The organism is Amycolatopsis sp. NPDC050768, assembly GCF_040654155.1.
Classification (GTDB): Bacteria; Actinomycetota; Actinomycetes; order Mycobacteriales; family Pseudonocardiaceae; genus Amycolatopsis.
The window spans coordinates 550,956-564,872 of record NZ_JBFAHL010000004.1; the positions used below are offsets into that span (position 1 = coordinate 550,956).

Genomic DNA, 13,917 nt, shown 5'->3' on the forward strand with positions numbered 1-13,917 from the left:
TTTCGAAGAATCCGCGCAGACGGCCGGGCGGGGTCACCGCTCGGCCGTCCAGCCCGGACGACCTGTGCCTACTCCCCCGATTCCGCCGCCGGCTTGATCGTGCGGCCCAGGGTCGCCGCTGCGAGCAGGGCTGCGACGACGGCCGCGATACCGCTGATGAGGTAGCCGAGCGAGTAGCCGTGTCCGAGCGCGTCCACGGCGAGTGGAACGGCTCCGGCGTGGGGCGCCGTCGGCGGGGCCGAGTTCACCGCCAGCGGACCGCCCGCCTTCGCCACGGCCGCGGCGGCTGCTTTGGCGTGGGCCGGCAGCGCACTGGCCGCGAGCGAGGTGGTGAAGTCCCCCGCTGCCCGGCTCAGCGCCACCGCGCTGATCACGGCCGGGCCCAGGGTGAATCCGAAGTCCCGCAGCAGGCTGGTCGCCCCGCTCGCCATGCCCGCGAGCCGCACCGGCACGGTGTTGACCGCGACCGCGCTGATCGACGTCACCGTCAGCGCGAACCCCAGTCCCACCGCCAGCAGGGGCCCCACCAGCGAGCCCAGGCTTCGGTCCGTGATGGAGACCGTCGACGCCCAGAGATCGCCGGCGCCGGTGAGCAGCAAACCGCCGCTGAGGATCCAGCGCGGGCTGACGTGCTCGATCAGCCGGGAGGTCAGCGGGGCGACGACGAGCGTCACCCCGTTGAGGACCACGAACGCGGCCGCGGCGAGCAGCGGGCTCTGGTGCTGGACCGGGCCGAGCCGGATGCTGGTGCTGTAGGCCGTGGCCACGAAGCTGAACATGCCGACCACGGTCACGAAAGCCGACACCGTGAACGCCCGGTTGCGGAACACGTCGAGCCGGAGCAAGGGGGCCGGCGAACGCAGTTCGACCACCACGAACAGCGCGAGGAACACCGCGGCGATCACGAACGCCGCCACCACGGCCGTGCTGCCCCAGCCGTCCGTCCCGCCTTGGATGACCGCGTACATCAGCGCGAACAACCCGATCGCGATCGTGATCTGGCCCGGCCAGTCGAGGGACCGGCCTTCGGGAGCACGCGAGTCCGCCGCGAACAGGCTCACGACGCCGCTCAGCGCGGACAGCACGATCACGACGACGAACGCCCATTTCCAGGATCCGTTGTCGGCGGAGATCCCCGAGATCACCGGGGCCAGCGCGGCGCCGGCGGCCAGCGATGCGGCCCACAGCGTGACACCGCGCGCGCGTTCGTGGCCTGTGCGGGTCCCGATGGCGACCACGGCCAGCGAGGTGGGGAACAGCGCGGCCGCACCGAGTCCCGCGATCGCCCTGCCGGTCCACAGCTGGGCCGTTCCGGCGGCGGTGGCCGTCACGAGGTGCCCGGCGATGAGCGCCACGGCACCCAGCACCAGGAGCCGTTTGCGGCCGAACTTGTCGCCCAGCACACCGAACGTGAGGGCGAGCGCGGTGACCGGGAGCAGGGAGGCGTCGGTGATCCAGGCGATCTCGCTGCCGTCGGCGTGCAGCCGGCTCTGGAAGAGTCCGTTGAGGACGGTCGGCATCGCGATGGTGATCTCGGCAACGCACACCGCCAGGCAGGCCGCGAACAACGTCGCGAAGCCCAGTTTCTTCTCAGGTCTTGACTTCGGAACGGCGACCACGCTGGCGCCGTCCTGTTCGTAGGTCGAGGAACTCATCTCCGCTGTCCTTTCAGCGTCGGTCCCAGGATCAGGAAGTGGGCAGCCGGTCGAGCAGCTCGGCGAACTTGGCCGCGACCCGGTCGCGCAGCTCGGGTGAGGCTTCCGCGACAGCGGGGAAATCGCGGCCGAACGGGCGGACCGCGGTGATCAGCGCGCGCGAGTTCGTGGTGGTCGCGCGATCGAGGCGCGGGTCGAGCGGGCCGCTCCACGTCCCGCGGATCAGGTCGATGTCCTGGGCCGGATCGCAGCGCGTGGACATGGCCCACAGCACGTCGAAGGTGTTGGTGGGGTCGATGTCGTCATCGACGACGACCACGAAACGGCCCAGGTACGAGCTGGACTGACACGACGCGGCGAGCAGCGCGGCTTGCTTCGCGTGCCCCGCGTAGGCCTGCTTGATCGAGACGACGGTGAACATCCGGGCCGCGCCGGCCTCGTGACACCACACGCCTTGCACCCCGGACAGGCCCGCACGCTCGATCTCGTCCCACACCATGCCGGCCTTCATCACGCACTTGCTGTAGGAGAAGTTCGACGGCGGACGAATCGGCGACGCGACGGTGAGGATCGGGTTGTCCCGGTGGTAGACGCGGCGAACGCGGACCACCGGTTGCTCGCTGCGGCCACCGGCGTAGTAGCCGGTGAACTCGCCGAACGGCCCTTCGGGCGCCGTCTCGCCGGGATGCAGCTCACCTTCGATCACGAACTCCGCGGCGGCGGGCATCGGCAGTCCGTACAGTTCGGAACGGACCACCTCGATCGGGGCGCCGCGGTGCCCGCCCGCGTAGTCGTATTCGGACAGTCCCCAGCGCAGCTCGTTGCCGGAAGCGAGGAACAGCAACGGGTCGTGGCCGCAGGAGATCAGCACCGGGCAGGGCTTGCCCTGGGCGAAGTACTTCTCTCGGATCTGCCGGCCCTGCTTGCCCGGCGAGATCCACAGCCCGGTCCGATCCGGGCCCTGGACCATCGCCCGGTACGTGCCGATGTTGACCCAGCCGTCGTCGGGATCCTGCATGATGACCAGGTCGTCGGTGCCCAGGTAGCGCCCGCCGTCGAGCTCGTGCAGCCGTGGCGCCGGGATCGCGGTCAGATCGATCTCGCCCTCGCGCAGGATGTTCTCCAGCACCGGACCGTTGTCCACTTCGGACGGCGGAATCGGCTTGTGGGTCTGCATCCGTTCGCGGTAGGAATTCACCGCTTCCAACGGGTGGTCCGGCCGCGGGAAGCCCATGGTCAACGCCAGGCGCTGGGCGGAGTTGGTCGCTCCGGAGAGCACGCGGAAACCTTTGCCGTCGCCGGTGAGCTTCTCGAACAGCAGCGCGGGAGCGCCCTCGCCGCCGCGGTGGGCGACCAGCTCGATCAACGTGCCCAGCTCCAGGTCCGGATCAGCCTCGGGGACCCGGACGAGCTGGCCGAGCTTGTCGATCCGGTCGACCAGTTCTCGCAAGTCCTCGTGGGGTTTGGGATAGTCGTTGTACACGCCTCACTCCTTTTGGCACGACGGTAGGCTGAACCCGTCCGGTCCCGGAATCTTGCCGTCCCACAATTCTTCTGTGCGGGACGGCACGATTCACTTCGGAGGCAGGCCGCCTCGAAGCGGAAAAATTCCCACGAAGTCCACAGTAGACCGGCACAGAATCCGCGCCGGAGTCTTCTCTCGTTCCACGCAGAGGGTCAGAACCAGCGCGGAAGCTCTGGCAACTCGCCACTTTCCGCGACCAAGCCGGCGGTTCCGCGGCCGGTCACCCAGCGCACGAGATCGGGCAGACCACTCGAAACGGTCGTACCACCCTCACCCAGGACGATCGGCGCCCGGCCCGTCGGGGCGAGCACCACGTGCACCGGCTCCTGCCGCCGTCGCCACCCCCGCAGCACATCGGCGAGCAGCTCGTCGAGCAGCTCGCCGGGGAACTCCCGGGTGGTCGCGCCGTTGTTCAGGTCGAGGGCGTGCACCCACACTTCGCGGGTACGCATCCACGCCGTCTCCCGAACGGGCACCGATCGGCCCAGCGCGGTGCGGACCTCCGCGTCCCAGGAAGTGTCCGGCAGGTCGCGCCACTCGGTGTCGAGGTGTGCGGCGGCGTGAGCGACCAGGCTCCGCAGCGCGCGGGCCGGCAGGGTGGCCCCCGTGCGGATCTCCGACAGCCGTTGCTCCGCCGAGGCGTACATCGGGGTCTCGGCACCGGTCCGCGCCCAGGTGAGCAACCGGGTCAGCGCCCGGGCGTTGTAGCCGACGTGGGCGAGCACGTGCCGCCGGGACCAGCCCGGCAGCAGGCTGGGTTCGTCGAGCTCGGCGTCGGACAGTTCGCCGAGCTTGCGGGCGAAGTAGGCCGTGCCCCGCCGGGCCCAGAGCAGTTCGCGGGCGGGCGCGTGGGGCGAGTCGTAGCGGGCTCCGGGCCCCTGCCGTTCCCGCAGGGCCGCGCGCGCCGCGTCCTCGGAGGTGACGCTCATGCGCCGGCCGCGGCTCGTTCCGGCCCGCCGCTCACCTTTTCCGCCGCCGCGACGTTGACCAGCTCTCCGATTCCGTCGATGCGCGTGGTCAGCGTCTGCCCTGGTGCGAGGTAGCGCGGGGGCTTGCGCGCGTGCCCCACACCACCGGGGGTTCCGGTGGCGATGACATCACCCGGCTGCAAGGTGACGATCGTGGAGATGTAGCGCACCAGTTCCACGGCGTCGAACACGAGGTCGTCGAGCGGGGTCCGCTGCAGTTCCTCGCCGTCGACCGACGTGACCAGCTGGGCGCCGGGGGCCAGCTCGTCCGGTGTCACGAGCACCGGCCCGAGTGGCGTGCTGTTCTCCCACGTCTTGCCCTGGAACCACTGGGCCGTGCGGTACTGGTAGTCGCGCATGGTGACGTCGTTGAGCACCGAGTACCCGGCGATGGCCGACACCGCTTCTTCGGCCGAGGCCCGGCGCACGCTCGTGCCGATGACGACCGCGAGCTCACCTTCCCAGTCGACCCGGTCGGATTCCGGCGGCAGCAGGATCTCGTCACGCGGCCCGATCAGCGCTTCGGGGTACTTGGCGAACAACGTGGGGAACTCCGGGAGCTCGCGACCCATCTCGAGAATGTGATTGCGGTAGTTCAGCCCCACGCACACGATCTTGCCGGGCCGCGGCACGACCGGCGCGAGATCCGCGGTGGCGTAGTCGTGCCGCGCACCGTCCGCGGCTGCGGCCACGTCCAGGCCACCCGCCCGCAGGAGGGCGCCGACGTCGGTAAATCCCGTCTCGATCGCCGTGGTGCCGGTTATCCGCACGGCGGCGGTCGTCCCGCCGACCCGGATCGTCGCCAGTCTCATCGGTCTTCTCCTTCGACATGGGTGCGGTGGAAGTGCAGGCGCTCCATGATCGGAGCGTCCGAGAAGCGGAAGAGGTCGAACGCGCTCTCGGCGCGCAGGGACCAAGGCACCCAGGAGGGCACGACGAACAGGTCGCCCTTTTCCAGCCGGTGTTCGACGCCGTCCAGGACCACCTCACCTCGACCCTCGAAAACCTGCAACACGCTGGAGCCGACCTCGCGCCGCGCCCGCGTCTCGACGCCCGCTCGCAACCGGTGGAACTCGGCCCGGATCGTCGGCATCACGTCGCCGCCGGTGGTCGGGTTGACGTAGCGCACCGCGGCGTGGCCCGGCCCGACGGTCGCCGGCTGGCCCTCGTCCTCGAGCAGGAGCTGTTCGGTCAGCGCCGCGTCGGTGTGTACCCAGCGGTAGGCGGCGATCGGTGAGGACACCGTGTCCTGCAGCCCGGAGAGGGGACGCAGACCCGGGTGTCCCCACAACCGCTCGCTGCGGGAGAAGTTCGGCGTCGCGTCGTCGGTGACCCGATCCGCGCCGAACTCGAAGAAGCCGACGTCGGCGTAGTGCGTGAACGGGATGTCCAGACCGTCGATCCAGGCCATCGGCTGGTCGGTTTCGTTGTGGTGGCCGTGAAAGCGCCAGCCGGGGGTGAGCAGGAAATCGCCGCGGGACATGCGCACCGGATCACCGTCCACGACCGTCCACACGCCTTCACCCTCCACGACGAAGCGGAAGGCGTTCTGGGAATGCCGGTGCTCGGGCGCCACTTCCTTCGGGCCGAGGTACTGGATCGCCGCCCACAGGGTCGGGCTCGCGTAGGCGAGACCGGGGAGGCCGGGGTTGGCCAGCGCGATGGCGCGGCGCTCACCGCCACGCCCGACAGGCACCAGCTCACCGGCACGCTGCGCCAGGGGGTAGAGCGTCGACCACCGCCACACGTGCGGCAGCGCCTTCGGTTTCGGGTGCATCGGCATGAGGTCGTCGATCTGCGTCCACAGTGGAATGAGGTGCTCGGACTCGAAGTCCCGGTACAGCTCGGCCAGCTCCGGACTTTCCCCACTGGTCATCTCGTTCGCGGCCGGGCCACGGCCGATCACCTGCTCCGTCTCCGGGGACATGCGCGCTCCTCTGGTGTTCGGCGGTCTTCCCGGAGCGTAGGCAGAGTCTTCCGGACAACGCAAAGGCGACGTATGGTTTTTCTGTGGAGCAGAATTCCGGGCACCGAATCGAAGCGGTCGACCGCGCGCTCACGCTGCTGACCCTGCTGTCCGAACGCGGCCACGTCACCGTGACCGAGGCGAGCCGGGAACTGGGTGTGGCGCCCTCGAGTGCGCATCGGCTGTTGTCGACACTGTGCCACCGCGGGTTCGCGGTGCGCGGGGACAAGCGGCAGTACCGGCCCGGACCGGAACTGCTCGCGCTGGCCACCCCCGGCTGGGCGCCGCCGCTGGCCGACCGGGTTCGGCCGTACCTCGAGCGCCTTCACGCGGACGTCGGCGAGACCGTGCACCTGATGGTCCGCGCCGCGGCCGACATCCGGTTCGTCGACGGCATCGAGAGTCACCATCCGCTGAGGGTGGGCCTGCGGACCGGCGCACGAATGCCGGCGTACTGCACGTCCGGTGGCAAAGCGATGCTGGCCGACCTCGACCCGGTGGAGGTCACCGCGCTGCACGCCGCCGGGCTACCCCCTTGGCCCGGCGACAGGATTCATGACGTCGCGGCGCTGCACAAGGAGCTCGCTGCGGTGCGCCGCAACCACTTCGGTCTCAACCACGACGAAAGCGAACCCGGCGTCACGGCGATCGGCGCGTCCATCGGTGTCATCGACGGCCAGCCGATCGCACTGGCGATCGCCGTGCCCACGGCGCGGTTCGCCTCGGCCGATCCGGAGGCGATGGCCGCGCACCTGCTCCGGACCTGCGGCGACGTCCGGGAGGCGATGACCGCACGAGCCCGGTGACTCGTCATAGATCGGCCGAGGCCCGTCGGCAGTGTTCCTCGATGGCCTTGGCCAGTTCCGGGATCCGGGACCGCGGGCACCGTGGGCTCGGCAACGCGACGGCGAACGCCGCCAGGGCCCGCCCAGTGCCGTCGCGCACGCAGGCACCGATCGCGACGATGCCGCGATCGCTCTCGCCGTAGTTGGTCGCGTACCCCCGGCGGCGGATCCCGGTCAGCTGCTGCAACAGGGCCGCCCGGTTCACGGTGCCGCTGCCCGGCAGGGCGGGCAGATCCCGCGGGTACAACGCGGTGAACTGCTCCTTCGACAGCTCGGCCAGCAACGCCTTGCCGCCCGAGGTGACGTGTGCCGGCAGCAGCATCCCGGTCCGCGCCCCGACCCTCAGTATCTGCGTGCTCTCCACGCAGTCGAGGAATCGGGCGCCGTTGCCCTCCAGCACCATCAGGTGACACGTCTCCCCCAGTCCCTGGCTCAGCTCCGCCAGGTGGATATGCAGCGCCGCGCGCAGATCCAGCGGCGAGGGACCGGGCCGCACCATCCGCTCGAACGCAGGCCCCGGCCGGTACACCTTGTGCGAGTCCTGCACCGCGAACCCGCGGTGCCGCAACGTGATCAGCAACCGGTGCGCTGTGGATCGGGCGACACCCAGCTCGTCCGAAGCCTCGCTCACCCGAAGCCGCCCTCGTTGGGCCAGCAGTTCCAGCAGCCGAAGCACGTTGTCGGCCGACTCAACCAGGTACCCCGACTCGTCCCGCATAGCAGAATTCTACAACCCAAGGATTCCGATGGGTGGTCGCGCGAACTTAAGGTCCAGGCACAGCCCTCAAGGAGGAGGTCGCTTTGTCCGCTGACACCATCGACATCCGCACGGAACTGCGGACCGCTCCACTCCGGCCCTTCCACTGGTTGCTGGTTCTGCTCGTCGCCCTGGCGACCCTGTTCGACGGTTACGACACCTTCATCCCGTCGTACATGATCCACTTCGTGGTGAAGCCCTGGCATCTGTCCGGCGGGGCAACCGGTTTCCTGGTGTCGTCCGCGTTGATCGGGTTCGCCGTCGGCTCGCTGGTCCACGGCGTCGTCGCCGACCGGATCGGCCGCCGTCCCACCCTGATCGCCGGCCTGCTGATCGCCGGGGTGTTCAGCGTGCTGACCGGCATCTTCGGCACCACGTTCCCGACCTTCGTCACGCTGCGCGCGGTGACCGGGCTGGGCCTGGGCGTGCTGCTGCCGCTGGGCACGGCGTACGTGAACGAATACCTGCCCGAGCGGGTGCACAACCGGCTCACGGTGCTCGGCGGCACCGGCTTCGCTCTCGGCGGGGTGCTGGCGGCGGTCCTCGGTGTCGCGCTCACCGAAGGCGGCGACTGGGAGTCGCTGTTCTACGTGGGCGGTGCCGCCGCGGTGCTGGGCGTGATCTACCTCGCCGTGTTCCCCGAGTCGGTGGAATTCCTGGTGGCCAGCGGAAAACAGGAGCAGGCGGTGCGCCTGCTGTCCCGGCTGCGGCCAGACCGCGCCCAGTCCTACCGCCAACACGGGCTGTCCGTCGACCGGCAACCCCGGGATTGGCGGCTCGTGCTCGCGCCCCGGTTCCGGGCGCGAACCGTGGCGCTGTGGGTGTCGTCGTTCTTGCTGCTCTTCGGCGTCTACGGGTTGTCCACCTGGACACCGCAACTGATGATCGCGCGCGGCGAGACCTTCGCGACCGGCTACACCTTCGGCGCCGTGCTGCAAGGGATGTCCATCGTCGGTGCCCTGCTCGGCGGCCTCGTCGCCGACCGCTACCTCGGCGCCCGGCGCAGCTTGATGCTCTGGTGCGGCCTGGGCGCGGTGGCCACGCTCGTCGTCGCCGTCGGCGGTTCGACGGCGGTGAACATCGTCGCGGTCGGGTTCGCGGGGTTGTTCATCATCGGTGGCCAGTTCCTGCTCAACAACATCTGCGCGGCCACCTACCCGGTTCAGGCCCGTGCGACCGGCGCAGGCTCGATGCTCGGCGTCGGCCGGGTCGGCGGCATCCTCGGCCCCTCGATCGGCGGCGCGTTGCTGAGCGCGTTCGGTGGCAGCGCCGTGCTGTTCGTCGCGGTCGCTGTGGCCGCCGTGCTCGCCGTGGTCAGTACGTCCTTTGTGCTCGTTCGCGATCACGCACCTCGCCGGGTCTCCCCGGCGGCACCCAGAGAAGAAATGGAGCACTGATGTCGGAAGTCGTCATCATCGGTGGAGGCATCGGCGGCCTGACCCTGGCCCTCGAACTGCACGCCGCCGGCGTCGACTGCACGGTCCACGAAGCGGTCGACGAGCTCTCGGCCGTCGGTGTCGGGATCAACCTGCTGCCGCACGCCACCCGGGAACTGACCCGGCTCGGCCTGGCGGACGAACTGTCCGCGGTCGCGATCGAAACCGAGAGCTCGCTCTACTTCAACAGGTTCGGCCAGCGCATCTACACCGAGCCGACCGGCCGGACCGCGGGATACCCCTGGCCCCAGTTCTCCATCCACCGCGGCGACCTGCACGACATCCTGGTGCGCGCGGTCCGCGACCGGCTCGGTCCCGACCGGCTGGTCACCGGCCGCCGCTGCGTGGCGGTCTCCCAGGACGCCACCGGGGCCACGGCCGAGTTCGAGCAGGGCAGCGTGCGCGCCGCCGTCGTCGTGGGCTGCGACGGCGTGAACTCTGTCGTCCGCCGGCAACTGCACCCGGACCAGAGCGGACCGGTGTACTCGGGCTACAACATGTGGCGCGGGGTCACCCCGTGGCCCGCCATCCTCGGCGGCGCCAGCATGATCCGCGCCGGCTGGCTCGCCACCGGCAAGCTCGTCGTCTACCCCATCCGCAACCACGTCGACGACGAGGGCCGCCAGCTCGTCAACTGGGTGGTGGAAATCGAGACGCCCCAGCACGCCGACCGCGACTGGAACCGCACCGGACGGCTCGAGGACTTCCTGCCCGCCTTCGCCGACTGGCACTTCGACTGGCTGGACGTCCCGGCGCTGCTGTCCTCGTCCACGACGATCCTGGAATACCCGATGGTCGACCAGGAACCACTGCCCTCGTGGGGCACCGGCCGCATCACCCTCCTCGGCGACGCCGCACACCCCATGGTGCCGCGTGGTTCCAACGGCGCCGGACAGTCCATTTTGGATGCCCGCGCGCTGGCCACCCAACTCACCGCGACGTCCGACGTGGTCGCCGCCCTGTCCGCCTACGAGGCCGAACGCCTCCCCGCCACCGCCGCCGTCGTCCGCGCCAACCGCACCACCCCACCCGACGCGATCCTGCGCGAGGTCTACGAACGCACCGGCGACCGCCCCTTCGACCGGCTCGAGAATGTCGTCGACCCCCGGGAACTGGAGGCAATCCTGACCAGTTACAAGGAGATCGCCGGGTACTCACTGACAGAGCTGTCAGCCCGGCGCTGAAGGGGCCCGGCGCGGCGCTCCGGTCGCGGGTCTCGCTCTGGATCCGGGACACGCGCTGTCGCCTACCTGGCCGCCGCAACAGGATCAACCTCGGTCCGCAGCAGTTGGCGGCGAGGAGGGGAACGTCGGGCGGCTCGTCTCGCCCGGCGTTCGCGGTCGTAGCCAACGGGGCACGACCCGCTCCAGGTCTCGGCCGGACAGAACTCGAGTCGTACGAGGGTGCCGCTGCCCGGGCCTGTCACGATGGCGAGCTTCCCCCCGAGTCGCTCAGCGCGCTCGCTCATCGAGATCAGTGTGCTGCGGCAGCCTGTCGGACACGCGTGCGGGCTCAGGCGTCGTGGCCATCGGTCTGCCGTCGCCAGACGAGCACGGTGACGGTGCCGGCGAGGATCGCCGCGGTGAGGGCGAAGGGGATCGGGATGAGGGGGGTCGACGAGGACGAGGAGTCCGGCCAGAGGCAGGGCGGTGTTGACGACGCGGTCGGCGTGGGGCCTGATCGCGAGGGCCCAGATGCCGATGACGAAGACTGCGAGCGGGATTGTGTAGGCGAAGGACGCGTAGGGCGGGTGCAGCGCGGTGTGCCCGGTGAGGACGTCGATCTCGACTTCGATGCCGGCGGAGAACGCGCCTGCGGCGGCGAAGATGAAGAAGTGCCCGTAGACGTAGGCCAGGGAGCTGGCGACGTCTTTGATGGCGTGGTGGTGCGGGGGCCAGAAGTAGATCCACCACAGGGCCGCCGTGGCGATGAGCGTGAGCGCGGCGATACCGATGAGCCGGCCGGGCGACTCGGCGTCCTGCAGGGCCTCGATGATCGCGTTGGCGGAGGCGAGCAGGCTCTCGCCGAGGAGGATGAGGGTGAACAGGCCGTAGCGCTCGGTGATGTGGTGCGGGTGCCAGGGCGTGGTCCCGGTGCGCTCGGCGAGGATCGGCACGACGATTTCCGCGGCGACGAGCACGATCAGCGCGACGGTGAACATCCCGGTGGGAAGTAGCAGGGAGGCGAGCCACAGGGCCTGGACCAGTGAGATGCCGACCGCGTACCTGAGCGTGGCCCGGCGGATGGGGCCCGACGACCGGGACGCGCGGAGCCACTGGGCGACGAGTGCCGCGCGCATGACGACGTAGGCGATGATGAGCACCGAGTAGTCGTGTTCCTCGAAGGCGGGCCCGATGCCGGAGGCGAAGACGAGCACGCCACCCATCTGCACGATGGTGGTCACCCGGTACAGCCAGTCGTCGGTGTCGAAGGACGTGGCGAACCAGGTGAAGTTCATCCAGGCCCACCAGATCCCGAAGAACACGAAGCAGTAGTTGAAGATCCCGTCGAGTACGTGCCCCTCGGTGAGTCCGTGGTGCAGTTGCGCGGCGGCGATGCTCACGGCGACGACGAAGACGAGGTCGAAGAACAGCTCCAGCGTGGACGCGGCCCGTCCGGTCTCGTTCGGGTCGCGCGGCCTCATCGCGACGAGCCGGAATCGGGAATCGGGTGTCATGACGTGGCTCTCTCCGCGTGCGAGCGTCCCACACGCCTGGCGGAGCGTCCGCGACGTGTGGTCGGCAGTGCGATCAGTTCTCGGAGAGAGTGGGACACGACGATCGACGGGTAGGTCTTGAACTCGTCGAAGTGCTCTTCCCCATGATTCTCCCTCGGCACGGCTCGGTGCGTGGCGCGTCTGTCGACATCGGACGGAACCGGCTTGTTCGAACAATTCCATACTGGATCGATGGCGGCCACTTCGGCCGTTCCGTCGAGGCTTCCCTCCTATCGCCGCGGGCGGCGGCCAAGCGCGCGACGCCGACGTCTGCAGAACGATTCCGGAATTAACGCTGATGGACAGACCTACCATTAATTCATCAGGTTCGTCTTCGCGTGGAACGGAGTGGGATAGAACCCGACCCGACGTCGAGGGATCTGTCGATGACGGTTCACTTCATGTCATGGCTGTTCGATCCGCGGAATCTGGTGACCCTCGCGGCCGTCGTGCGGCTCGGCTCGTTCGCCGCCGCCGAGCTGGGATACACCCAGTCCGCGGTCTCGCAGCAGGTCGCAGAACTGGAACGTCCTCTTGCGCCGGACGGATTCGGTCACCAGGAACACCGAGACGAACGACACGGCAGCCATCAGGGCCAGGTACAGAGCGATCGCGTCGGCCGTGTGGAACTCGGCGAACAGCGAGGTGGCGATGATCGGCGCGAGCGCACCACCGGCGACGGCGCCGATCTGGTAGCCCACGGATACGCCCGAATACCGCACGCCGGCGCCGAACATCTCGGAGAACAACGCCGGGCACGGGCCGTAGGTGAGGCTGAAGACGACCTGCGCCACCACGAGTGCCAGCGTGATCAGCACGGGCGAACCCGTGTTCACGAGCCAGAACATCGGGAAGCCCCACACCGCGAGCAGCACCGCGCCGGTGAGGAACACGCGCCGGCGGCCGATGCGGTCGGACAGCGCGGCGGCCGCGGGGATCGTGAGTCCCGACGCGACGGCCGACACGAGCACCGCCACGAGGATCGTGCCGCGCGGTAGTGAAAGCGCTTGCGTGGCATAGGACAGGATGTACACGGTCAGCAGGTAGTAGGCACCGCCGTTGATCACGGTCGCGCCGGCGGCCAGCAGGATCTGCTTCGGGTGCGAACGCAGGAGTTCCAGCAGCGGCGCGCGCCGCTGCGCCGATTCCGCCGAAGGCGCCGCGTGGGTTTCCGACGCCCGCGACTGGGCGTAGAGCCCGACCGCGATCAGCACGATGCTGAGCAGGAATGGGATCCGCCAGCCCCAGGCAAGGAAGGCGGCCGGCGACACGGTGGCCGAGAGCACGAGGAACATCACGTTGGAGAAGATCAGCGCGATCGGTACGCCGAGCTGCGCGAAGCTGCCGTAGAAGCCGCGTTTGCCCTCCGGCGCGCACTCCGTGACGAGCAGTACCGCACCGCCCCATTGACCGCCCAGTGCGAGGCCTTGGATCAGCCGCAGCACCACGAGCAGGATCGGGGCGGCCACGCCGAGCGTGGCATACGGCGGCAGCAAGCCGATCGCGGTGGTCGCCGCGCCCATGATCATCATGGCGGTCACCAGCGCCGGCTTGCGGCCGAACTTGTCACCGAAGTGCCCGAACACGGCGGCCCCCACCGGCCGGATCAGGAAACCGACGGCGAACGTGCTGAACGCGAGCAGAGTGCCCGCGACCGAATCGACCGAGGGGAAGAAAAGCTTGTTCAGCACCAGCGCCGAAGCCGACGCGTAGATGAAGAAGTCGTACCACTCGATGGCCGAACCGGCGACGCTGACGAGGATGTTCTTTCTCATCTGCCGCGCCGTGCGGGCCGGTGGGGACAGCCGGCTCATGGGGTGAACTCCGTTGTTCGGTGGGGACTTGCGGAACTACGCGATCAGCGGGCGACCGAGGCGGCCGCGCAGCGGTGTTCGACCGTGGTCCACGCGCGTACCACGTCGGGGTGTGGCTCTTGCTGCGTCGAAGGGTCACGGTGCAGTACTTCGTCCGAAACGGACAGACCGCGGCGCCCCGGCAGCGCCACCACGTCGGTCACGGCGCGGAGACCCCGTCAGAACCCGCCCTCAC

The 13,917-nt window shown here is 69.5% G+C and carries 11 protein-coding genes and 2 pseudogenes; 4 read left to right on the top strand and 9 right to left on the bottom strand.

From position 1 onward, the window contains the following. Window positions 1–68: 68 nt before the first annotated feature. The 5 genes from AB0H62_RS15755 to AB0H62_RS15775 all read right to left on the bottom strand — a co-directional run bounded on the left by AB0H62_RS15755 (window position 69) and on the right by AB0H62_RS15775 (window position 6,024). Entirely contained in the window at window positions 69–1,655 is a 1,587-nt protein-coding gene (locus AB0H62_RS15755; RefSeq protein WP_220242416.1) for an MFS transporter, read from the bottom strand. Window positions 1,656–1,686: 31 nt separating this feature from the next. Further along, window positions 1,687–3,138, bottom strand: a complete 1,452-nt coding sequence (locus AB0H62_RS15760; RefSeq protein WP_220242417.1) for a UbiD family decarboxylase — start codon at window positions 3,136–3,138, stop codon at window positions 1,687–1,689. Window positions 3,139–3,332: 194 nt separating this feature from the next. Beyond that, the gene (locus AB0H62_RS15765; protein ID WP_360586606.1) at window positions 3,333–4,109 is read right to left on the bottom strand and encodes a maleylpyruvate isomerase family mycothiol-dependent enzyme; all 777 of its coding nucleotides are present in this window, start codon (window positions 4,107–4,109) and stop codon (window positions 3,333–3,335) included. Continuing rightward, window positions 4,106–4,960 (bottom strand): fumarylacetoacetate hydrolase family protein, encoded by an 855-nt coding sequence (locus AB0H62_RS15770; RefSeq protein WP_360586608.1) that lies wholly within the window; start codon window positions 4,958–4,960, stop codon window positions 4,106–4,108. Before AB0H62_RS15770 ends, AB0H62_RS15765 begins: the two co-directional genes overlap by 4 nt. Continuing rightward, on the bottom strand, window positions 4,957–6,024 hold the full coding sequence (locus AB0H62_RS15775; RefSeq protein WP_220246922.1) for a cupin domain-containing protein: 1,068 nt from the start codon (window positions 6,022–6,024) through the stop codon (window positions 4,957–4,959). The genes AB0H62_RS15770 and AB0H62_RS15775 overlap by 4 nt, the downstream gene beginning before the upstream one ends. 134 nt (window positions 6,025–6,158) lie before the next feature. On the opposite strand from AB0H62_RS15775, the gene AB0H62_RS15780 reads away from it, so the two are divergent. Next, entirely contained in the window at window positions 6,159–6,920 is a 762-nt protein-coding gene (locus AB0H62_RS15780) for an IclR family transcriptional regulator (protein ID WP_255638213.1), read from the top strand. 4 nt (window positions 6,921–6,924) lie between these two features. On the opposite strand, the gene AB0H62_RS15785 is transcribed toward AB0H62_RS15780, so the two are convergent. Next, window positions 6,925–7,677 (bottom strand): IclR family transcriptional regulator, encoded by a 753-nt coding sequence (locus tag AB0H62_RS15785; RefSeq protein WP_220242420.1) that lies wholly within the window; start codon window positions 7,675–7,677, stop codon window positions 6,925–6,927. 83 nt (window positions 7,678–7,760) lie between these two features. Here AB0H62_RS15785 and AB0H62_RS15790 point away from each other — a divergent pair, with 83 nt between their 5' ends. Beyond that, complete coding sequence (locus tag AB0H62_RS15790; protein WP_360586611.1) at window positions 7,761–9,113, top strand: MFS transporter; 1,353 nt, start codon at window positions 7,761–7,763, stop codon at window positions 9,111–9,113. Next, window positions 9,113–10,336 carry a flavin-dependent oxidoreductase gene (locus AB0H62_RS15795; protein WP_360586612.1) on the top strand — a complete coding sequence of 408 codons (1,224 nt, stop codon included), beginning with the start codon at window positions 9,113–9,115 and terminating at the stop codon, window positions 10,334–10,336. The genes AB0H62_RS15790 and AB0H62_RS15795 overlap by 1 nt, the downstream gene beginning before the upstream one ends. Window positions 10,337–10,398: 62 nt before the next feature. Here AB0H62_RS15795 and AB0H62_RS15800 read toward each other — a convergent pair whose 3' ends face one another. Beyond that, the gene (locus AB0H62_RS15800) at window positions 10,399–11,829 is read right to left on the bottom strand and encodes a low temperature requirement protein A (RefSeq protein WP_360586614.1); all 1,431 of its coding nucleotides are present in this window, start codon (window positions 11,827–11,829) and stop codon (window positions 10,399–10,401) included. Window positions 11,830–12,269: 440 nt separating this feature from the next. Here AB0H62_RS15800 and AB0H62_RS15805 point away from each other — a divergent pair. Then, window positions 12,270–12,350 (top strand): annotated as a pseudogene (locus AB0H62_RS15805) (hypothetical protein); the annotation flags it as partial. 66 nt (window positions 12,351–12,416) lie between these two features. On the opposite strand, the pseudogene AB0H62_RS15810 reads toward AB0H62_RS15805, so the two are convergent. Further along, window positions 12,417–13,682: pseudogene (locus AB0H62_RS15810) on the bottom strand (MFS transporter); the annotation flags it as partial. A gap of 44 nt (window positions 13,683–13,726) precedes the next feature. Beyond that, on the bottom strand, window positions 13,727–13,885 hold the full coding sequence (locus tag AB0H62_RS15815; RefSeq protein WP_220242425.1) for a hypothetical protein: 159 nt from the start codon (window positions 13,883–13,885) through the stop codon (window positions 13,727–13,729). Window positions 13,886–13,917 lie beyond the last annotated feature (32 nt).

Excerpts from the sequence above, each read along its gene's own strand:
- AB0H62_RS15795 (WP_360586612.1), top strand. The coding sequence starts at position 9,113 with ATGTCGGAAGTCGTCATCATCGGTGGAGGCATCGGCGGCCTGACCCTG.
- AB0H62_RS15775 (WP_220246922.1), bottom strand. The coding sequence starts at position 6,024 with ATGACCAGTGGGGAAAGTCCGGAGCTGGCCGAGCTGTACCGGGACTTC.
- AB0H62_RS15800 (WP_360586614.1), bottom strand. The coding sequence starts at position 11,829 with ATGACACCCGATTCCCGATTCCGGCTCGTCGCGATGAGGCCGCGCGAC.
- AB0H62_RS15765 (WP_360586606.1), bottom strand. The coding sequence starts at position 4,109 with ATGAGCGTCACCTCCGAGGACGCGGCGCGCGCGGCCCTGCGGGAACGG.
- AB0H62_RS15785 (WP_220242420.1), bottom strand. The coding sequence starts at position 7,677 with ATGCGGGACGAGTCGGGGTACCTGGTTGAGTCGGCCGACAACGTGCTT.
- AB0H62_RS15755 (WP_220242416.1), bottom strand. The coding sequence starts at position 1,655 with ATGAGTTCCTCGACCTACGAACAGGACGGCGCCAGCGTGGTCGCCGTT.
- AB0H62_RS15770 (WP_360586608.1), bottom strand. The coding sequence starts at position 4,960 with ATGAGACTGGCGACGATCCGGGTCGGCGGGACGACCGCCGCCGTGCGG.